This window comes from Halostella litorea (assembly GCF_004785955.1).
GTDB lineage: Archaea > Halobacteriota > Halobacteria > Halobacteriales > Natronoarchaeaceae > Halostella > Halostella litorea.
Map to the genome: position 1 here is coordinate 444550 of NZ_ML214300.1, position 20410 is coordinate 464959.

Sequence of the window (20410 nt, forward strand, 5' to 3'; positions counted from 1 at the left end):
CTCAAAACTCTGTCGGCGTCAGGCCGCGCTTTCGTTTTCGCTCCCGAGGATGTCCGTCTCGATGGTCTCCTCGTGGGTGATGGCGTTCAGCGGCACGTCGAGCGACACCGTCTCGCCCGTCAGCGAGGTGGGGTCCTCGGCCTCGACCGTCGCCGCGAACTCGATACGAAGTTCGGTCCGCTCGTCGTTCCGCAGGTGGGTGACCCACCAGTCGTCGAGCCGGTCGTTTTGGATCGCGGTGCGGGTCGCTATCTCCTCGGACGTCCCCGGCTCGATGACGTACTCGCGGTCGCTGGTCCCCTCGCCGACGGTGACGCCGTTCATCGTGATCTCGTAGCGGATCTGCGTGACGGTGTAGGGGACGCGCTTCGGGTTGTACGCGACGAACGCGGTGTTTACGGGCGTCTCGGCCTCCGTGACGTTGCCCCACGAGCCGCGCGTCTCGTTGACGTACAGCATCGGGTCGGACAGCACCGGGCTGTCGCCATCGATCTCCCGGGTCTCCGTCGAGTTGAACCGGGCTATCATGCTCGTGTTGATCGACTGCGTTTGCTCGACCGGGACGCTCCGCCCGACGATTCCCGACCGGATCCGGGCGTCTATCGCCACCTCGGTCCGCTCGCCGTTGCGGATGTGGCTCACCCACCAGTCGGGGATCCGCCGGTTGTCCATGTACGTCTCCAGCCGGATCTCGTTCTCGCCGGGCCGCACGTTCAGGTTCCGTTTCTCCCCTTCCGCCATCCGCACGTCGTTCATCCGGACCGTGTACGTCGCCGAGGCGTCGAGGAAGCCGGTTCCGACGGGGTTCGGGTTGTGCACCGTGAGGTCGGTGACGACGACCGTCGTCGTGTCGTTGACCTCGCCGAACTCGTTGTCGACGCTCTCGACGGTCGGGACGCCGACGACGCCGAGCGCGACGGCCGCCCCGACGGCGACGACCAGCGCGCCGAGCGCCGTCGCGACGATCCGTAGCTTGCTGCCGACCAGTGCCGCCTTGACGCGTTGCCCGTCCATCGGCCGGGGGAACGGTCGGCTCCGGCTTAGCGCTGGCGGCGGCCCGGGACACGAACGATATAAGTCCCCGCCGCGGGAATCACGGGGTATGGCAACTGACGCCGTCGCGTCGGACAAGGGGATCGGGTTCGCGATGCTGTTCTCGCTGCTGGCCGTGGCGGGCACGGTCGGGATGTACCTCGGCGCGCCCGGGCGGGCCGCCGCGTGGGGCTTCGGGGCGGCCGTGCTGTTCGCCTCGCTGGCCGTCGCGTACATCCACGTGTACTGGTAAGCTCGCCCCGTCCACGGAAATGGTTATACGTGTCAGCGCCGTATACACGCCCGAAGACGATGACTGACTACACAGAGGAGGAACGACGCATCCTCGCGTACCTCAGCGAGAGCGTCTCCCGGGGCGAGCAGTACTTCCGGGCCAAAAACATCGCCGACGCCATCGAGCTCTCGGCGAAACAGGTCGGCGTCCGTCTCCCCCGGCTCGCCGAGAAGAGCGACGAGGTCGACATCGAGAAGTGGGGCCGCGCACGCTCGACGACGTGGAAGGTCACGCGGAGCTAACCGCGGCCGCCACCGCCGCCAGTCGCTCGCGTCGCCGCGGCAACGCGTTTACCCGGTGGGTGGCGTTCCATCGGACTTTTACTCTCCCGGGTCGGAGTTCGTAGCATGACAGTCCGGGTCCAGCGTACGTTCGAGTTCGCCGTGCCGCCGGAGCGCGTCTGGGAGTTCATCTCCGACCCGGAGAAACGCGCCCGCTCGATCAGCGTCGTCTCGGACTTCGAACTCGAGAGCGAGGACGGCACCGAGGCGACCTGGCACGTCGACCTGCCGGTCCCGCTGCTCGACAGGACCGCGACGGTCCGGACCGAGGACGTCGAGCGCGACCCGCCGCGGTTCGTGAAGTTCGTCGGCCGGTCGAAGGTCATGCGGGTCACGGGCGAACACGAGATCCGCGAGACCGAGACCGGCTGCGAGCTGCACAACACGTTCGTCGTCGACGGCCGCCTCCCCGGCGTCGAGCGCTTCTTCAAGCGCAACCTGGACACTGAACTCGACAACCTCGAAGCGTCGCTCCGGGCCGACCTGGGGGTCGAGGCGTGAAGGTCGCGCTGGCCCAGATCCGGATCGAGGCCGGCGACGTCGAGGGGAACGTCCAGCGGGCCGAGCGCGCCGTCGCGTCGGCCGCGGCGGCGGGCGCGGACCTGGTCGCGCTCCCCGAGGTGTTCAACGTCGGCTACTTCGCGTTCGACCTGTACCACCGGCGCGCCGAACCGCTCGGCGGCGAGACGCTGACCCGGATGGCCGACGCCGCCGCCGAACACGGGGTCGGCGTCCTCGCCGGGAGCATCGTTGAGGACCTGGGCGAGACCGAGCGCGCGCCGACGCCGGCCGACGAGGGGCTGGCAAACACCGCCGTCCTGTTCGACCGGTCGGGCGAGCGCCGGCTCGTCTACCGCAAGCACCACCTGTTCGGCTACGAGTCCGCGGAGAACGAGCTACTCGTCCCCGGCGAGCGCGTCCCGACCGCCGAGTTCGACGGCCACACCGTCGCCGTCACGACCTGCTACGACCTCCGGTTCCCCGAACTGTACCGGGCGTTCGCCGAGGACGTGACGCTCGCGCTCGTCCCGTCGGCCTGGCCCTACCCGCGGGTCGAACACTGGCAGACGCTCTCGCGGGCCCGCGCCGTCGAGAACCAGTTCTACGTCGCCACGATAAACGGCAGCGGGCGCTTCGACGACGCGGAACTGCTCGGCCGCTCGACCGTCTACGACCCGTGGGGGACGCCGCTGTCGAGCAGCGACGACGACGCCGCGCTGGTCACCGCTGAGGTCGACGCCGAGACGGTCGCGGCGGTCCGCGAGGAGTTCCCCGCGCTGCGGGACCGCCGGCGGTAGGGCGGCCGGGCCGCGCCCGGTGGCTTTATTCGTCTCCGCGTCGTAACGACGAACGCCAGCGGCCGACGCTTTTCACGTCGCGCTGGCAAAACCCGTCGCGCTCGCGTCCGCGTCCACATCACATCCGGAACCGCCCGGGCGGTTCCGGTCCGGGGCGTCCCGACCGTATTTCCGTCCTCGTCCTTTCCGACCCAGTTCGCCCGAGCGGTGGCTCCGCGTCTCGTCCAGCGGTTTCGGCGTTGGTTCCCCGAGTCGGCCGACCGGTACGGGTCGACAGCGTACTCGACCGTGGGCCGCCGACCGCGCTGACGCCGACCGCACCGAGGGCCGCCCACGGGAAGATAGCCGCTCAGTCGTCCTGAGTGGTGATGTCGGCAGAGAGGCCCTGGGCCATCTCGATGTCGGTGGAGTTGTTGAGCGTCCAGGCGGTGCGCTCGGTGACGGCCTCGATCACTTCGCGGGCGCTCGGGTAGCCGTTGCCGGACTTCTTGACGCCGCCGAACGGCAACTGGACTTCGGCACCGATACACGGCAGGTTACCGTACGCCAGTCCCACTTCCGCGTGGTCGCGGTAGTAGTTGATCTGGCGGTAGTCCTCGCTGATGACCGCGCCAGCAAGGCCGTACGGCGTGTCGTTGTGGATCTCCACCGCCCGCTCGATGTCGCCCTCGTACTCGACTAAGGCGACGTGGGGGCCGAACACCTCCTCTTTGAGGCAGCGCAGGTCCTCGTCGTAGTCGACCTCGTAGACGAACGGGCCAACCCAGTTGCCCTCCGCGTGGCCCTCCGGAATTTCGTCGTCGTCGAGTTCGGCGCGGTCGACGAGCACGTTCGCGCCCTCCTGCTGTGCGAGGTCGTTGTATTTGTGGATCTTCTCGACGTGGTCGGGTTCGATAGCCGGTCCCATGAACGTCTCCTCGTCGAGGGGATCGCCGACGGCGACCTCTTCGGCGATCTCGACGAAGCGCTCCTTGAACTCGTCGTAGACGTCCGTGTGGACGATGAGGCGCTCGGAGGAGACGCAGCGCTGACCGGTGGTTTTGAAGCTGGACATGACGGCCGAATGGACGGCGATGTCGAGGTCAGCCTGTTCGGTGACGATGATGCCGTTTTTGCCGCCCATTTCGCAGGCGGCGAGTTTGCCGGGGGTGCCGCCGACGGTATCAGCGATCTGGTGGCCGACCTCCGCGGAGCCGGTAAAGAGGACGGTGTCGGTGCGGTCGTCCTGGACGATGGCGTTGCCGGCGTCGCCGAAGCCCTGGACCATGTTGAACACGCCGTCGGGGATGCCGGCGTCCTCGAACATTTCGGCGATGACCTGACCGCACCAGGGGGTCTGCTCGGCGGGCTTCCAGACGACCGTGTTTCCTTCGACGAGGGTAACGGCCATGTGCCAGAAGGGGATGGCGACGGGGAAGTTCCAGGGGGTGATGCAGCCGACGACGCCGCGGGGCTTGCGGCGCATGTAGGCGTCCTTTTCGGGGATCTCGCTGGGGACGACGTCGCCCTTGGGGTGGCGTGCGTCGCCGGCGGCCCACTCGACCATGTGCCACGCCTCGGTGACGTCGGCCTTGCCCTCACTGATCTCCTTGCCGCATTCTTTGGTGACGATTTGGCCGAGTTCGTCGTGTCGGTCGCGGAGTTCGTGGTAGATGTCCCAGAGGTACTCGGCGCGGTCGATGCGGGAGAGTTCGCGCCACTCCTCGAAGGCGTCGTCGGCGGCGGCCATCGCCCGGTCGACGTCGGTTTCTGTGCCCCGCCGGAACTCGCCCAACGTGTCGCCCGTCGCGGGATTCGTGCTCTCGAACGTCTCCGTGCCCTCGCCGTCGGTCCACTCGCCGGCGATGTAGTGGCGGTAGGTGCCGCCGTCGGTCTGGTGACTCATGCCTGGCAAAAATTGGAAGGGCCACAATTAAAAAATCATCTAGTCCGCCGCCGGGTGACCGGCCGCGGGTCGACCCCCGCGCCGCCGGACGCCGGTCGGCGGGCGACGGGCGGCGTTCACCCGCTCGCCTCGGCCACCCGCTCTATCTCCCCTTTCAGGCGCTCGGCGTCGAAGTCGTGGTCGGGGCGGACGTTGACGAAGTCGAGGAACTCCCGGGCGGCGAGCAGGTCGCCCGGCGAGTACGCCTCCAGCGCCAGTTCGACGACCGTCCGGGTACCGAGGGTCGGTTCGAGCGTCGCCAGCGCCGAGGCCAGGTCGTAGGCCCGCGCGTCGGCGATGCCGTCCTCGCGGACGCTCGTGGCGTCGATGAAGTACACCTCGTCGTCCTTGACGAGGACGTTCTCGCCGCGGAGGTCGCCGTGGGCCAGCCCGTCGTCGTGCATGCGCCGCAGGTTGTCGAAGAGGTCCGGCGTCAGCCGGCGGGCCGCCGCGGCGTCCAGGTCGTCGAACGTCCGGAAGTCCTCCAGGTACTCCAGCACGAGGACGCCGAGGCCGTCGACCTCGAACGCCTCGACGGGCTCGGGCGCGCGGACGCCGATCTCCCGCATGCGCTCGGTCGCGGCGAGTTCCCGCTGGGCCATCTCCAGGGGGCTGCCGACGTGGTCGAAAAACCCCTCGCGGCCGCTGGTGACCGCGCCGAGGTTGCGCCCGGTCGTGAACACGGCGTGGACGAAGGCGTTCTGCTTGGAGACGATCTTCACGAACCACTCCTCGTCGACGACGCAGGGCGTCGACAGCCAGTTGTCGGCGTCGAGGAACTCGATGCGGACCTCGTCGCGACCGGCGCGGGTGGCGATCTCGCGGGCGACCGCCTCCGTGGCCTCCCAGTCGACGGTCCCGCGGACGAGGTCGCGCACTTCCATGGCGGTTCGAAGGCGACCCACCGGCATAAATGTCCGCGGACGGCCGCCGGGTCGGGCTACCGTCGCCGGGTTGCGAGGGCGACGACCGCCGCCGCGACCGCGACGAGGGCGGTGAACCCGTCCATGCCGCCGCCGTCGCTCTCGCCGCCGCCGTCGGCCGTTCCGTCGCCCGTCCCGGTCGCCGTCTCGGCGGTCGTCCCGCCGTCGGCGACGGTCGCGGACGTGCTCGCCGTCGTCGTCGGTTCGGTGGTCCCGGCCCCGTCGGTCGGAGTCTCCGAGTCGGTCGGGGACGCCGGGACGGTCGTGGACGGTCCGTCGTCGGTCGGCCGATCCGTAGTGGGGGTCGTCGGCGCGTCCGTGGTCGACGACCGGCCGTCCGAGGGCGACGTCGGGTCGTCGCCGCCGCGCTCGCCGTCCCGTTCGACCGAGAGCGTGCCGGACTCCGTGTCGGGGGCGACCCGCTCGCCCCCGTCGTCGTCGATCCGGCTGACCCGGACGGAGAGGGCGGCGTCGCCGACGTCCTCCCCGCGGAGGGTGACGGACCCGAGCGCGACCGCGCCGTCCCCGGGACCGACGGTCTCGTTCACGTCGGCCGCCTTGATCCGGACGGCGTCGCCGCCGTCGATGACTTCGGTCTCGCCGAACCCGAACGCGTCGCCGGTCTCCGCGCCCGTGATCGTCGCGGCGTCGCCGTCGGCGACCCGGACGATCACCTCGAACCCGGCGACGCCGTCCGGCGTGCCCGTCAGCGAGACGCCGACGGTCGCCCGCTCGCCGCGTTCGACGGTCGCGTCGTCGGCCACGACGGTCGGGCCGCTCGCGGCCCCGACCGGGGCGACGAGCGCGGCGGCGACCGCTCCGAGCGCCATCGCGACGACCAGCCAGCGCCGGGCGGGCCGACTACCGCGGCGGGTCGAGCGTTCAGACCTCATCGAAGAGCGAGTTGATGTCGTCGAAGTCGACCCGTCCGTTGCCGTTGAAGTCGAACGCGCCGGGGTTGTTCGCGACGGCGTCGTCGTCGCGGTGGTCGAAGAACACGACCACGTCGTCGAAGTCGAGTTCGCCGTTGCCGTTCAGGTCCTCGTACTTCCCGTCGCCGTCCGGGTCCGTCGGCAGGTCGTTGTCGCCGACGCGGCCGACGGACGACACCGTCACGGTCCCGGTGTCGGTCGCCGCATCGATGGCCGCGCCGCCGTCAGCGTCGAGCGCGTCCGTTTGCAGCGTCACGCCGGTCGACCCCTCGGCGTTGAGCGCGACGGTGAGCGTCGCCAGTCCCACGTCGCTCGCGCCGCTCTCGACCTGGTCGTCGATGTCGGAGGCCGCCAGCGTCACCGACGAGCCGTCGTCCGCGACCGACACCTCGCTCACGTCGGCCCGGAACGCGTCGGCCAGGGTCGCGTCCTCAATGGCGGCGACGCCGGTGTCGTCGACGGTCACCGTCACGTCGAACCCGGCGAGGCCCTCGGGCGCGTTCGACAGGGATAGCTCGGCGGGCACGGTCCCGCCGACGCCCCCGTTCTCGGGGAACGTCACCGACAGCGTCGGCGTCGACCCGCCGTCGCCGCCGGTGCTCGGGTCGTAGGAGTCGAACAGGCCGAAGGAGCTATCGAAGTTGGAGGTGACGGGGATCGACGGCTCCCCGTTGACGTTCGAACCGCTGTCCGTGACGCCGCCGCCGAGGCGGAGGTCGGTGCCGAGGCCCGACGCCAGGTCGTCGAGGTTGGCCGTCGCCTCGCTCGGCGCGGCGGCGCTCCCGAGCAGGATCACGGCCCCGCCGTCGGCGGCGAACTCGGTGAGCGTCGTCACGTCCTCGGCGGCGAACGCCGACGCGGGCGTCGTGACGAGGACCGCCCGGGCGTCGGCCAGCCGGGACTCGTACGAATCGTTGACCTGTTCGAGGTTCAGGCCGACGCCCTCCAGGTAGCGCTGGTAGTAGGCGGCGTCCTCGCCGGAGAGCGCGTAGTCGACGCCGAACTGGCCGTGCCCGCCGTCGATCAACACGTCGCCCGAGCGCTCGGAGAGGTGGTCGATGAGGTTCGACAGGAACGCGAAGTTCCCGTAGCCGCTGGTGTCGACGGCGAAGCCCTCCGCGGCCTCGTAGCTCTCGTCGACGAACGGCGAGCCGACGAGCGCGACGTTCGCGGCGTCGTCGACGCCGACCAGCGGGGTGCCGTCCCCCGCGGCGACCGGCGCGCGGCCGTCGAGCGACCCGTCCGCGCTCGCCACCGCAGCGGCGTCGGGGAAAAAGAGTTCGTCGACGGGGCCGTTGCGGACCGTGGCCGCTTTCGAGATGTCGCTCTCGGCCCAGAGGCCGCGCCCCGCGGTCCGAGCCGCGTTCTCCAGTTGCCAGAACTCGTCGTGGCGCGCGAGCGTCGAGCCGTACGACCGGGCCAGCCCGTCCTCGATCAGCCGGGCGTTGTAGGTCGTGTCGCGGTTGCCGTCGCCGGACGCGTCGTAGTCGGCGTACGCGAGCACGCGACCGTACGGGTCGGTGAGTCCCTCGTTCTCGTCGAAGTAGATGTCGACGGTCGCGCCGGAGAGCGCCGACTCGGCGAACGACGTCGCCTCGTTGGCCCACTCGACGAGGTAGGGGTACTCGACGTCGGAGCCGCCGCCCCCGCCGAAGTACGGGAACGAGGTGTCGAACCGCGAGGTATCGAACTGGAAGTTCCCGCTCCCGTCGACGACCTGCGCGTCGTTGAACCGGAACGGCGCGCCGGCCGCTTCGAGGATTGCGTTCGACGCCGCGGTTTTGTCGTGGTCATCGAAGTCGGACTTCCCCGTCACGTAGACGGCCCCGCCGTCGTCGACGAACGACGCGAGCGCGTCGAGTTCGGCGTCCGAGGGCTGCTGTGGCTGGCTGCAGGCGACGAGGTCGACGTCGGAGAGGGTGCCGTCAAGCGAGTCGACCGCCGAGACCGAGTAGCCGGCCCCTTCGGCGTTGCTCACGAAGTCCGAGAAGCTGTCGAAGCCGTCGAACTGGCCGTTGTCGTACCAGGCGACCGTCGCGTCGCCCCCGGTCAGGTCGTCCCAGACGTTCAGGACGAAGTTCGAGCCGTCCGAATCCAGACCGTCGTTGTTGACGAGGAAGGAGCCGACCGCCGCGACGCTCCCGTCGACGGCGGCCAGCGGGACGTCGGCGTCCGGGTAGCTGACGGCGTCGCCGTTGCCGTCGGCGTCGCTGATCGTCGATCCCTCGGGGGCCAGCACCGCCGTCGTCGCTCCGTCGGTGTAGGGCGACCCGTCGGGGGCGATCAGGCTCGTCCCGGAGTAAAACGACAGCGCGGAGACGGGACGGACGCCGCTCGTCGTCTCGTCGTAGCTCAGTCCCTCCCACTCCTCGGGGCGCTCCGCGCTCGCCGCGCTGGCCGACTCCGGCGTGTCGACCCCGAGCACGCGGACCGTCTCCTGCGTGCCGTCCTCGAACTCGACGTCGAACGTGTCGCCGTCGGCGACCGAGACGACGTCGACGGTGTAGCGCTGGCTCGGGTCGAGCCCCGGCCCCGTCGCGATCCCCTCGCGGTCCTCGAAGTACGGGAAGCTATCGTTGAACTGGCCGGTCGTGGGGACGTACTCGACGCCGGCGTTGTTCGTCCCGTCGACGACCTGCGCGTCGTTGAACCGGAAGGGGACGCCGAGCGCCGAGGCGACGGCGTTGATGTTCGCCGTCTCGTCGTAGTTGTCGAAGTCGGACTGGTGGTGGAGGAAGACGGCCCCGCCGCCGCTGGCGAACGACGTGAGCGCGTCGATTTCAGCGTCGGAGAAGGCGTTGGAGGGCGACGTGATCACGACCGCGCTCGCCCCGTCGAGGTCGGCCGTCAGGTCGCCGGTCGCCTGCACGTCGTAGCCGTTCGACTCGGCGTAGGACTCGAACTGCCCGAACGACGCGAGGTCGTAGAACTGGCCGTGGCCCTCGTCCCAGAGCACCGTCCCGCTGCCGGCCAGGTCGTCCCAGACGTTCAGGACGAACTCCTCGTTCCCGGTCGCGAAGTCCTGGTCGTCGTCGACCAGCATCGTGCCGAAGCCGGCGACCGACCCGTCGACGCCGACCAGCGGGATAGGCGTGCCGTCGGGGTAGCTGACCGCGTCGCCGTTGCCGTCGGCGTCGGATATCGACGCCGCGTCCTCGGCCCACACCGCGACCACCGAGTCGTCGGTGAGCGGTTGCTCGCTGCCGTTCAGCAGCGAACCGGTCGAGTCGAACGCGAGGTCGGCGATGGTGGTTGCGTATCGGGACGCCGTCGTATCGAGCGCCGCGCTGGCCGTCCCGCCTGCGGAGGCGGCGGCGAGCGTGGCGAGGAAGGTTCGTCGCCTCACGGGCGAAACGTGTCAGGCGACGTGATGAAACTGTATATTGGGCGTATATAGAAGTCGGGTTGATACGTACCGCACCGACGTCGCTATGTACCGAATACGGTAGCGTCGATGAAGTCTTCCACCGCCCGCCGGCGGCCCCGGTCGGGTCGCCGCCGTATCTCCCATGGTTTTATCTTCGGGTTCGGCAAGTATTGCGTATGGAGTTCGATCTGCCCGACGAGCACCGGATGATCCGGGACAGCGTCCGGGAGTTCTGCGAGGCGGAGATCGCCCCCATCGCCCAGGAAATCGAGGACGAACACCGGTTCCCCGCGGAGGTGTTCGACCAGCTCGCCGACCTGGACGTGATGGGCGTCCCCGTCGCCGAGGAGTACGGCGGGCTCGGCGGCGACCAGCTCATGTACTCGCTCGTCACCGAGGAACTGGGCCGGGTGTCCGGCTCCGTCGGCCTCTCCTACGCCGCCCACGTCAGCCTCGCCACCAAGCCCATCGAACTGTTCGGCACCGAGGAGCAAAAGGAGCGCTGGCTCCGCCCGCTCGCCGAGGGCGAGTACGTCGGCGGGTGGGCGCTGACGGAGCCGGAAAGCGGGAGCGACGCCAGCGACATGGACACCGTCGCCGAGCGGGACGGCGACGAGTGGGTGCTGAACGGCACCAAGCAGTTCATCACCAACGCCAGCGAGGCCGGCAGCGTCCTCGTGAAGGCCGTCACGGACCCCGACGCCGGCTACGACGGCATCTCCACGTTCATCGTCGACCCGCGCGAGGACGACGGGTTCGAGGTGACGACGGTGTGGGACAAGATGGGGCTGAACGCCTCGCCGACCTGCGAGATCCAGCTCGACGACGTGCGCCTCCCCGAGGACCGTCTGCTGGGCGAGGAAGGCGACGGCTGGGACCAGACGAAAAAGACCCTTGACGGCGGCCGCATCTCCATCGCCGCGCTCTCCGTCGGACTGGCACAGGGAGCCTACGAGGCGGCGAAGGAGTACTCGACGGAGCGCGAGCAGTTCGGTCAGCCCATCTCGAAGTTCGACGCCGTCCGCGACAAGGTCGTGGCGATGGAGCGCAAGACCGAGCGCGCTCGGCTGCTCACCCGCAAGGCCGCCTGGAAGTACGACCGGGGCGAGTCCGTCACGAAGGCGAGCGCGCTCGCCAAACTGGACGCCAGCGAGGCGGCCCGCGAGGTCGCCGAGGAGGCGGTCCAGACGCTCGGCGGCTACGGCTACACGACCGACTTCGCGCCCCAGCGGTTCTACCGCGACGCCAAGCTGATGGAGATCGGCGAGGGGACCAGCGAGATCCAGCACCTCGTCATCGGCCGCGAACTCGGCCTGTAGGCCGGCACGAGCGCTTTTCTACCGCCGCGCGAACGCGACCGCACAGACGTGCGTGACCAGCAGCGCGGCCGCCAGCGCGGCGGCACCGGCGACCGCTGGCTCGACGGTTCCCACCCCCAACTCCGCCAGGAACGGGGCCACCAGGTCGCCGCGCCGGGCCGCGAGGAGCCACAGCGTCGCGCCGCCCGCCTGCACGACGCTGAACCCGAGCGTCTGCAGGTCGGCGAGGGTCGAGAACGGGCCGCACCCGCGGAGCGCGTTGTCCGCGATGGTGTGCTGTGGCACCAGCAGGACTGCGAGGACGACGCCGGCCCCGAGCACCCCGCCGAGGCCGCCGACCCACTCGGCGACGACGAGCCACGCGCCCCACAGCGCCGTCTCCGAGACGCTGACCGCCACGTCCGCCGCGGCAAGCCGCGCGCCGTCGATCCCGTTGACCGCGATCACCGTCAGGTACCGCGTCAGGAGCAGTCCGAGCGCGAGGACGGCGAAGCCGGCGGCGACGCCCCGGGAGGCGACCACCGCGTCCTCGACGAACGCCAACCAGACGACGAGCGCGAGCGTCTCGACGCCGGTGAACGCCACGACGAGCCCGTACCTGCCGAGCGACGCGGCGAGCATCCGCGCCCGGGTCCGCTGGACGTACCGGCGGGTCGCCATGCCAACTCGTGTGGGCGCTCCGGTCTTTGTTATCCGTCCCGTTCCCCCGATCGACGGCCCGTAACGGCCAGTAAGGACGGCTTTCGCCCGACCGGGCGGATGCGTGGGGGCGACGGCCCGCGGTCAGCCGCCCGTCAGCCGGTCCCAGAGCGACGTCATCTCGGACCCCGACGAGAGCCCCTCCAACTTCCGCAGGGTCTCGGTCTCCTCCTCCAGGTTCGCCTCCAGCGGGTCCGTCACATCGCTGTCGAGGTCCAGCCTGTTCGCGACCGTCAGCACCGACTCGTAGCTGCTTATCTCCAGCCGCTCGGCCTTTATCGCCCCGTCGAGGAGGTGGAGGTTCTTCAGGTCGTCGTCCCGGACCATCCCCGCGAACTGCCGGCGTTCCTTCGCCAGGGCGTCGACGACCGCGTCGTTGCGCCGGCGCGGTTCGACCCCGTACTCGCGGAAGGCGCGTTCGACGCGCTCGACGTGGGTCTCGGTCTCCCCGCGGTGTTTGCTGAAACCGCTCTGCAGGTGGTCGTTGGTCGTCGCCATCGCCATCTCGTCCAGTTCGCTCACGAGCGTCGTCTCCACGTCGTAGATCCCCTCCAACTGGTACTCGAACAGTCCCTCCAGCGTCTCGATGTGCTGTCTCGATTCGCTCATCGTCCACACGGCGGACCACGAGCAGCGGGTTAACCGCTTGGCGGGGTTCCCCGACAGGACGGCGATCCGGAACGTCGGACCGGTCCGGTTCGGTCGTGACCGATGTGGTTACCGAACCGGTCGCCGCACCGATCGCCGCGCCGGTCGCGGAACCGGCGGTACGGCCCACAGAACGACGTCGAAAAAGACCGGGTGGAGTTCGTGGCGGTGAGGGAGTATCCGAGAACGCGGGAAACTATGGCCAGTCGCCGGCCTGCTCGTACGCGTCCAGCACGCGCTGGATCGCGACGACGTAGGCGGCGACCCGGAAGCTCGGCAGGTCGTGTTCCTCGAAGGCGTCGGTGAGGGTGTCGAACTGGGAGACGATCCGCCGTTCGAGTTCGTCGTTGACCTTCTCCTCGGACCAGTAGAACCGCTGGCGGTTCTGCACCCACTCGAAGTACGAGACGGTGACGCCGCCCGCGTTCGCGAGGATGTCCGGGACGACCAGCACGTCCTTGTCCTCCAGCACGTCGTCGCCGTCGGGGGTGATCGGGCCGTTGGCGGCCTCCGAGACGACGTCGGCGTCGACGTCCCGGGCCAGGTCCTCGTCGATGGCGTTTTCCAGCGCGGCGGGGATCAGCAGGTCGACGTCGAGGGTGAGCAGGTCGTCGTTGGTGATCTCCTCGTCGGCGGCCCCGTAGCCGACGACGCTGCCGGTCTCGCGCTTGTGGTCCTTCGTGGCGACAGGGTCGAGCCCGTCCTGGGCGTAGATGCCGCCGCTGGAGTCGGAGACGGCGACGACCGTCGCGCCCATCTCGTCTATCAGCTTCGCGGAGACCCAGCCGGCGTTGCCGTACCCCTGGACGGCGACGGTCGCGCCCTCCAGGTCCTTGTCGAGGTAGTCGAATGCCTCGCGGGCGGCCAGCACCGTCGACCGACCGGTCGCCTCGACGCGCCCGGCGCTCCCGCCGCTGGAGATGTCCTTGCCGGTGATGACGCCCGGCGCGGTCGTGTCCTCAAGCGTCTCGTAGGTGTCCTTGATCCAGTTCATCTCCCGCTGGCCGGTGTTGACGTCCGGCGCGGGGATGTCCTTGTCCTCGCCGATGATGGGGGTCAACTCGGTGGCGAACGAGCGCGTCAGGCGCTCCAGTTCGCCGTCGCTGTACTCCGCGGGGTCGACGACGATGCCGCCCTTGCCGCCGCCGAGCGGGATGCCGACGGTCGCGCACTTGTACACCATCCACCCGGAGAGGGCCTTGACCTCGTCGCGGCTGACGCCGGGGTGGTAGCGGATCCCGCCCTTGTACGGGCCACGGTCGCCGTTGAACTGCGACCGGAACGCCTTGAACACCTCGACGGAGCCGTCGTCGAGTTCGACCGAGAGGTTCGTCTCGAGGACGCGCTCGGGTCGTTTCAGCCGCGTCAACACCCCCTCGTCGATGTCGAGATACTCGGCGGCCTCGTCGACCTGCTGTTGCAAGCTCTCGAACGGGTTCGCCTCCTCTGCCATACGCGGACGGTCGGTCACTCCGGGTAAAAATCCTACCGAAAACCTTCACGGAAGTGTATTATTATGCTGTAAATTTATGCATAGAGTATTAGGAACACGTGCTGCGTATTAGGATAGCTCGCCGGCCGCCCGCGCCCGCTCGACGACGCGCTCGGCCTGTGCGACCAGCGGGGCGTCGACCATCTCCCCGTCGACGCGGAACACGCCCCGCCCCTCCTCGTCGGCGCGCTCCTTCGCCGCCAGCACCGACTGCGCCCACTCGATCCGCTCCGCGTCGGGCGTGAACGCCTCGTTTATCGGGTCGACCTGCCCGGGATGGATCGCCATCTTGCCGTCGTACCCCAGTTCGGTGGCAAAGGCCGTCGCGTCGCGGAGGCCGGCGACGTCCTCGATGTCCGTGAACACGGTGTCGACGGCGTCGACGCCCGCCGCGCTGGCCGCGAGCACCGCGTGCTCGCGGGCGTACAGCACCTCGGTCCCCTCGTCGGTCCGGGTCGCGCCGAGGTCGGCCGCGAGGTCCTCGGCCCCGAACACGAGCGCGTCGGTCGGGGCGGCCTCGGCGATCGCTTCCGCGTGCAACACGCCCGCGGCCGACTCGACGAGCGCGAGCACCGGCACCGACAGGTCGCGCTCGCCGAGGAGTCGCCACAGCGTCCGCACGTCGTCGGCGTCGCCGACCTTCGGGAGCATGACGCTGTCGACGGTCGCCGCGGCCGCGTCGTCCGAGAACACGGCCTCGACGTCCGCCGCGGCGGCGACGCCGACGGGGTTGACGCGGACACACACCTCCGCCGCCGGATCGAACGACGGGTCGGCAAGCACCGAGCGCACCGACTCCCGGGCGTCGGCTTTCCGCTCCGGGGCGACGGCGTCCTCGAGGTCGAACGCGACCACGTCGGCCGACGTGTCGCCCGCCTTCCGGAGCATCGCCGGTTCGTCGCCGGGGCTGAACAGGACGGATCTCCGAGCCATACCGCCGTTCGGTCCGGCGGGGGCTTTAGTGTTCCCGCCCGTAGCAACCCTTAAGACTGTCGCGAACCTTTCCTATCAGAAGAGCGGTGTAACTGCGGGGGCCCCACATACTATGACTGACCGGACCACGAACTCGTCGACGGCGGGAGGGGACAGCGCCGCTGCGGACGGTCGTGCCGACCGCGCGCAGTCGAGCGTCCTCGCGATCGTGCTCCTCGTCGGGCTGACCTTCGTGGGCGCGGCGACCGTCGTGCTCGTGGGGTCGGTCGCGCTCGACGACGGGCAACAGCAGGCCGACATACAGAGCGCCGAGAACGACCTCGCGCAGGTGAACGCGAAGGCGAACCGCGTCGCGCTCGGCACGAACAACACGGAGCAGGTGGTCGTCGGCAGCGGGGGCAGCGGCACGACGGAGGTCCAGCCCGGCATGGGCAGGGTGAAGATCACGCTCGTCAACCAGACGACGGGCGACGATGTCGACGTGTTGCTCAACGACTCCCTCGGGCGGATCGTCTACGAACTCGACGGGGAACGCGTGGCGTTCCAGGGCGGCGGCGTCTGGCGAAAGACCGGCGAGAACAGTAGCCGGATGCTCTCGCGCCCCGACGTCCACTACCGCAACGACGAGGCCGACCAGCCGACGGTGACGGTCCCGCTCACCATCATCGGCGGGACCGCCGGGAGCGGCAACGAACTCACGCTGTCGGACGCCGGGACGGACCTCAGATACCCGATCAGCGGCAACGAGAACCGGACGAACCCGATCACGTCGAACACCCAGGTCAACGTCACCGTCCAGAGCGAGTATTACAAGGCCTGGGGCGCGTACTTCGCCGACCTGACCGACGGGGCCGCGGAGTACGACCACGAGAACAACGAGGTGTCGATAGCGCTCATCACCCCCGCCGACCGGGAAGTGGTGAGCAAGGCCCTGCTCCAGACCGGCGCCGACTCCGACCTCGTGTTCAGCAACAAGGCGGTTGTCGACAGCTACAACTCCACGGGGTATTGGAATCCCTACGACGATTCGAAGGCCGTGAACGGCGAGAACGGAACAATCACCACCGCCGGCAACGTCGTGATCAACAACAAGGGGAAGGTGTACGGCGACATCGTGGCGGGCGGCTACGTGCAGGTGCAGAAGAAACACGGCCTCGTCACCGGGAACATCTCCTACGGCAACGCCGGCGACACCTACATCAACAACGGCGCGTTCCAGGGCGAGTGGACGGCCAACAACGCTTCCGTCGTCTCCACCCCTTCGATCAGGAACTACGTCACGTCGACGTTCGCGCGGATCGAGAGCGATTCCGACAACGCCGACGAGCCGGAACTGCAGGGCAACAGCACGGTCTTCACCCACAACGGCAACGGAACCATCGTCCTCCACGGCGGGCCCGAGGGGAAGGACTACTACATCGAGAACGGGCTGGACATGGACGGCAGCGACAAACTGATCCTGAACACGACGAAGGGGAACGTCCGTCTCGGCATCCGTCAGAGCCTCTCGCTCGACAGCGACGCGAACATCACCGTCGTCGGGAACAACACCGCGCGGATATTCGTCGAGGACGACTTCACGATGGGGACCGACGCGCGGACGCACGTGCCGGGCGACAAGGCCCCGCGGCTGTGGGTGTACGGAACCGACGGGACCACGACGACGTTCAGCAACCACGCCAGCTTCACCGGCGTCGTGTACGCCCCCGGCAGCAACAACGTCAACATCGACGGGCACGCGAACATGTACGGCGGCGTCGTCGGCGGCGGCGACGCGAACGTCGGCAACGACGGGCAGCTCCACTTCGACGAGGCGCTGACCGGCGTCAGGCCGGTGCCCGAGGACGAGTCGATCCCGTACATCACCCACCTCCACCTGAGCGTGAACTACGTCACCGTCACCGCCGACTGACGACCCCGGAAGCCGACGCGCTTTTCCCCCCGGTCGCCGTCGGTCGGACCCATGACCGGGCGCTACTACGAGGAGTTCGCGGTCGGGGAGACGATCGAGCACGAGACGCGCCGCACGGTGACCGAGCGGGACAACCAGGCCTTTTGCGACATGACGATGAACCAGCAGCCGCTCCACCTGGACGCCGACTTCGCCGCCGACACGCAGTTCGGCGAGCGCCTCGTCAACGGGCTGTACACGATGAGCCTCGCGGTCGGGATGTCGATCCCCGAGACGACCGACGGCACCATCGTCGCCAACCTGTCCTACGACGAGGTCGAACACCCCGCGCCGGTGTTCCACGGCGACACGATCCGCGCGCAGTCGACCGTGACGGACAAGCGCGAGACCAGCGACCGCGAGCGCGGCGTCGTCACGATGCACGTCGAGGCGTTCGCGGTCAACCGGGACGACGAACTGGTCTGTGAGTTCGACCGGACCGTGCTGTCGGAGAAGCGGCCGGAGTGACCGTGCGGGAGCGGATCGCGACGGCGGCCGGGCGCGCGGCGACGCGGGGGCCGTCCGCGGCGGCGATATCGCGGGCGGGCCTCGGGTCGATGATACTGCTCGCCGGGGTCCACAAGCTGCTCGCGCCCGAGGCGTGGGCGCTGTACGTCGTCGACTGGCTCGCGCCGTGGCTCGTCGTCTCGCCGGTGACGTTCATGCTGATAAACGGCGTCCTCGAAGTCGGCTTCGGCGCGGCGATCCTCGCGGACCGCTACACGGCGGTCGCCGCGGCGGTGGCCGCCGTCTCGCTCACCGCGACCGTGGGGTACCTCGCCGTCGTCGCGGTCACCCACGACGGGCTGTTCGTCGACGTGCTGATCCGGGACGTGGGACTGGCGGGGCTCGCGTGGGCGGTGCTGGCTGCGTCGCTCCGGCGGGAGTGACCCGCTACAGCACCGTCCCGTGTTTCTTGTCGGGCAGGTCCTTCTCGACGTCCTCGTAGAACGCGAAGCGGGCAGCTAACTCCTCGCGGAGTTCGCTCGGCGGCACGATCTCGTCGATGACGACCTCGCTGGCCATCCGGTGGACGTCGATGTCGCGGCGGTACTCCGCGCGCTTCTCCTCGACGAAGCGCTCCCGCTCGTCCTCGTCGTCGATCTCGTCTATCTTCCGGCGGTAGACGGCGTTGATGGCGGCTTCCGGACCCATTACGGCGATCTCGCCGCTCGGGAGGGCGATGGTACTCTCGGGGTCGTAGGCGGGCCCCCCCATCGCGTAGATGCCCGCGCCGTAGGCCTTCCGGACGACGACGGTCTGTTTGGGCACCGTGGCCGACGAGGTGGCGTAGATGAACTTCTTGCCCTGTTCGAGGATGCCCTCCTTCTCGACGCCGGAGCCGGCCATGAAGCCGGGGGTGTCACAGAGGTACAGCAGCGGGATCCCGTAGGCGTCGCACTTCCAGATGAACTCCGCCGCCTTCCCCGCGGCGTCGGGGAAGATCGCGCCGGCGCGCTGGGCCGGCTGGTTGGCGACGATGCCGACCGGCCGGCCGTCGACGCGGGCGAAGGCGGTGATGATCTCCGAGCCGTAGTCGGGCTGGAGCGGGAAGTACGAGCCGCCGTCGACGACGCGCTCGATGACGTCCTCCATGTCGTAGCCCTTGTTCGGACTCTCGGGCACCACCGAGTCGATCCCGGCGGGCGACGCCGCCGGCGCTCGTGGCTCGGCCCGCGGCGGGTCGTCGTCCGCGCTGTCCGGCAGGTAGGTGACCAGCTGCGAGACGAGTTCGCGGGCGTGCTCCTCGTCCCGGGCGACCAGGTCGGCGCTGCCGGAGTGTTCGGCGTGGACCCGCGCGCCGCCCAGGTCCTGCATGTCGATGTCCTCGCCGGTGACCATCTTCACCATCCGGGGGCTGGCGATCGCCATCGCGCTGATCCCCTCGACCATGACGGTAAAATCGGAGAAGACGGGCGTGTACGCCGCGCCGGCGATGCAGGGGCCGTAGAGCACGCAGATCTGCGGGACGCGCCCGGAGAGCATCGAGTGGTTGTAGTAGTACTTCCCGATCCCCTCGCGGTTGGCGAAGAAGCCGCGCTGCTGGTCGATCCGCGCGCCCGAGGAGTCCATCAGGTAGAGCACCGGCTGCCCGCTTTTGAGCGCGCGCTGTTGCATCCGGAGGAACTTCTCGACGCCCTTCTCGGCCATGCTGCCGGCCTTCACGGTGAAGTCGTTGGCCATGAAGTGGACGTCGCGGCCGTCGAACTCGGCCGCCCCCGTCAGCAGGCCGTCGCCCGGCAGGCGGTCGTCCGTGTCCTCGTCGGCGTTCAGCCCGTCCGGGTGCCAGCTGTCGAAGTTGGCGAAGCGGCCGTCCTCGAAGGCGATCCCGTCCTCGCCGAACCAGAGGTCGAGCCGGTCGCGGACGAACAGCTTCCCCTGCTCCTCCAGGCGGTCGCGGTACTTCTCGGGGCCGCCCGCCTCGATGTCGGCGATCTCCTCGCGGAGCCGCTCCTCGCGCTCGGTCGGGCCGAGGTCGTCCGGCGCGGGCCGGTCCCCGCCGGCGGCGACCGCGTGGGTGGCCGCCGGCTCGTCGGCGTCGCCGACGTACACTTCCACGTCGTCCCGGACGTGCTCGGCCAGCGCCGCCGCGATGGCCGAGGCCTCCTCGTCGCTCGCCGCCTCGCCGATGCGGACTTTCATACCTGTCCGTGCGACGGGTCATTTGAAACAGTTTTCCATTTACAATATTTGCCGGCCCGGCGCGGCCGTCGACAGGGGCGCGCGCGACCGCTTCCGGCGGCGGTCAAGCGCGCAGACAACCTCAACCGTCGACGCTGTACTCGACGGACGGCGCGTCGACGTCGACTCCGAGGGCCGCAAGCGCCGCGGCGACGCCGTCGAACGGCGACCCGGCGGGCGTCTCGAAGGGGTCGAGCGACCGGGCGTGGCGGACAGTCCAGTCCGGCGCCACCACGAACAGCGCGCGGCCCGGCAGGTCGCGGTGGGCGTGCCAGTCGTCGAGGCGGACGCCGTACGCGTCGGCGATCGACCCGCGGCGGTCGCTGAGAAGCGGGAAGTCCAGACCAAGGCGGTCACCGGCGGCCGCGTTGGCGAACACCGTGTCGCCGGTGACCGCCCAGACGAGGAGGTCGTCCCGGTTGGCCCACCCCGACGCCCCGAGCGCGCGCAGGTCGTCCTCGCAGACGGGCGCGTGGGCCGACGGGACGAACGCGAGCACCGTCGCGGCGGCGTCCTCGATGGACCGCACCAGTTCGTACGTCGCGGGGTTCCGTCCGTCGACGCCGGGCAGCGCGAAGTCCGGCGCGGTTCCGCCCTCGGAGAGCATGGTCCCCGATCCGCTCCCCCGCGAAAA

At 69.5% G+C, this 20410-nt stretch carries 19 protein-coding genes; 8 read left to right on the forward strand and 11 right to left on the reverse strand.

What is annotated here, in order from left to right; genetic code table 11:
* Window positions 1-18 precede the first annotated feature (18 nt).
* A complete protein-coding gene (locus tag EYW40_RS02300; RefSeq protein ID WP_135820004.1) occupies window positions 19-1014 on the reverse strand; it encodes an LEA/WHy family protein in 996 nt (331 codons plus the stop codon).
* Window positions 1015-1102: 88 nt separating this feature from the next.
* On the opposite strand from EYW40_RS02300, the gene EYW40_RS02305 reads away from it, so the two are divergent.
* From EYW40_RS02305 to EYW40_RS02320, 4 genes are all read left to right on the forward strand, one after another.
* Window positions 1103-1285: a DUF7525 family protein gene (locus EYW40_RS02305; RefSeq protein ID WP_135820005.1), complete on the forward strand. Its 183-nt coding sequence runs from the start codon at window positions 1103-1105 to the stop codon at window positions 1283-1285.
* 59 nt (window positions 1286-1344) lie between these two features.
* On the forward strand, window positions 1345-1569 hold the full coding sequence (locus EYW40_RS02310; RefSeq protein WP_121822064.1) for a DUF7123 family protein: 225 nt from the start codon (window positions 1345-1347) through the stop codon (window positions 1567-1569).
* 105 nt (window positions 1570-1674) lie between these two features.
* Window positions 1675-2109, forward strand: coding sequence for an SRPBCC family protein (locus tag EYW40_RS02315; RefSeq protein ID WP_135820006.1), 435 nt, complete (start codon window positions 1675-1677; stop codon window positions 2107-2109).
* Window positions 2106-2906, forward strand: a complete 801-nt coding sequence (locus tag EYW40_RS02320) for a nitrilase-related carbon-nitrogen hydrolase (protein ID WP_135820007.1) — start codon at window positions 2106-2108, stop codon at window positions 2904-2906. The genes EYW40_RS02315 and EYW40_RS02320 overlap by 4 nt, the downstream gene beginning before the upstream one ends.
* A 349-nt stretch (window positions 2907-3255) precedes the next feature.
* On the opposite strand, the gene EYW40_RS02325 is transcribed toward EYW40_RS02320, so the two are convergent.
* The 4 genes from EYW40_RS02325 to EYW40_RS02335 form a co-directional block, all read right to left on the reverse strand.
* A complete protein-coding gene (locus EYW40_RS02325; RefSeq protein ID WP_135820008.1) occupies window positions 3256-4791 on the reverse strand; it encodes an aldehyde dehydrogenase family protein in 1536 nt (511 codons plus the stop codon).
* Between the two features lie 116 nt (window positions 4792-4907).
* Entirely contained in the window at window positions 4908-5714 is an 807-nt protein-coding gene (locus tag EYW40_RS02330) for an RIO1 family regulatory kinase/ATPase domain-containing protein (protein WP_135820009.1), read from the reverse strand.
* A gap of 56 nt (window positions 5715-5770) precedes the next feature.
* Entirely contained in the window at window positions 5771-6583 is an 813-nt protein-coding gene (locus tag EYW40_RS19485; protein ID WP_161973148.1) for a hypothetical protein, read from the reverse strand.
* Between the two features lie 52 nt (window positions 6584-6635).
* Window positions 6636-10031 (reverse strand): thermonuclease family protein, encoded by a 3396-nt coding sequence (locus tag EYW40_RS02335; protein WP_135820010.1) that lies wholly within the window; start codon window positions 10029-10031, stop codon window positions 6636-6638.
* 197 nt (window positions 10032-10228) lie between these two features.
* Between EYW40_RS02335 and EYW40_RS02340 the strand changes: the two genes are divergently transcribed.
* A complete protein-coding gene (locus EYW40_RS02340; RefSeq protein WP_135820011.1) occupies window positions 10229-11371 on the forward strand; it encodes an acyl-CoA dehydrogenase family protein in 1143 nt (380 codons plus the stop codon).
* 18 nt (window positions 11372-11389) lie between these two features.
* Here EYW40_RS02340 and EYW40_RS02345 read toward each other — a convergent pair whose 3' ends face one another.
* From EYW40_RS02345 to EYW40_RS02360, 4 genes are all read right to left on the reverse strand, one after another.
* Window positions 11390-12031, reverse strand: a complete 642-nt coding sequence (locus tag EYW40_RS02345; RefSeq protein WP_135820012.1) for a hypothetical protein — start codon at window positions 12029-12031, stop codon at window positions 11390-11392.
* Window positions 12032-12154: 123 nt separating this feature from the next.
* A complete protein-coding gene (locus EYW40_RS02350; RefSeq protein WP_135820013.1) occupies window positions 12155-12679 on the reverse strand; it encodes a YciE/YciF ferroxidase family protein in 525 nt (174 codons plus the stop codon).
* A 235-nt stretch (window positions 12680-12914) separates the two neighbouring features.
* On the reverse strand, window positions 12915-14171 hold the full coding sequence (locus EYW40_RS02355; protein WP_135820014.1) for a Glu/Leu/Phe/Val family dehydrogenase: 1257 nt from the start codon (window positions 14169-14171) through the stop codon (window positions 12915-12917).
* Window positions 14172-14279: 108 nt separating this feature from the next.
* On the reverse strand, window positions 14280-15143 hold the full coding sequence (locus tag EYW40_RS02360) for an HpcH/HpaI aldolase/citrate lyase family protein (RefSeq protein WP_135820015.1): 864 nt from the start codon (window positions 15141-15143) through the stop codon (window positions 14280-14282).
* A 112-nt stretch (window positions 15144-15255) separates the two neighbouring features.
* Here EYW40_RS02360 and EYW40_RS02365 point away from each other — a divergent pair, with 112 nt between their 5' ends.
* The 3 genes from EYW40_RS02365 to EYW40_RS02375 are packed head-to-tail and all read left to right on the forward strand — an operon-like array spanning window position 15256 to window position 17984.
* A complete protein-coding gene (locus EYW40_RS02365) occupies window positions 15256-17055 on the forward strand; it encodes a polymer-forming cytoskeletal protein (protein WP_135820016.1) in 1800 nt (599 codons plus the stop codon).
* A gap of 51 nt (window positions 17056-17106) precedes the next feature.
* Window positions 17107-17562, forward strand: a complete 456-nt coding sequence (locus tag EYW40_RS02370) for a MaoC family dehydratase (protein ID WP_135820017.1) — start codon at window positions 17107-17109, stop codon at window positions 17560-17562.
* A 14-nt stretch (window positions 17563-17576) separates the two neighbouring features.
* The gene (locus tag EYW40_RS02375; protein WP_375137145.1) at window positions 17577-17984 is read left to right on the forward strand and encodes a DoxX family membrane protein; all 408 of its coding nucleotides are present in this window, start codon (window positions 17577-17579) and stop codon (window positions 17982-17984) included.
* Window positions 17985-17988: 4 nt separating this feature from the next.
* On the opposite strand, the gene EYW40_RS02380 is transcribed toward EYW40_RS02375, so the two are convergent.
* Entirely contained in the window at window positions 17989-19737 is a 1749-nt protein-coding gene (locus EYW40_RS02380) for an acyl-CoA carboxylase subunit beta (RefSeq protein WP_135820019.1), read from the reverse strand.
* Window positions 19738-19858: 121 nt separating this feature from the next.
* Window positions 19859-20383: a redoxin domain-containing protein gene (locus EYW40_RS02385; RefSeq protein WP_135820020.1), complete on the reverse strand. Its 525-nt coding sequence runs from the start codon at window positions 20381-20383 to the stop codon at window positions 19859-19861.
* Window positions 20384-20410: the final 27 nt, after the last annotated feature.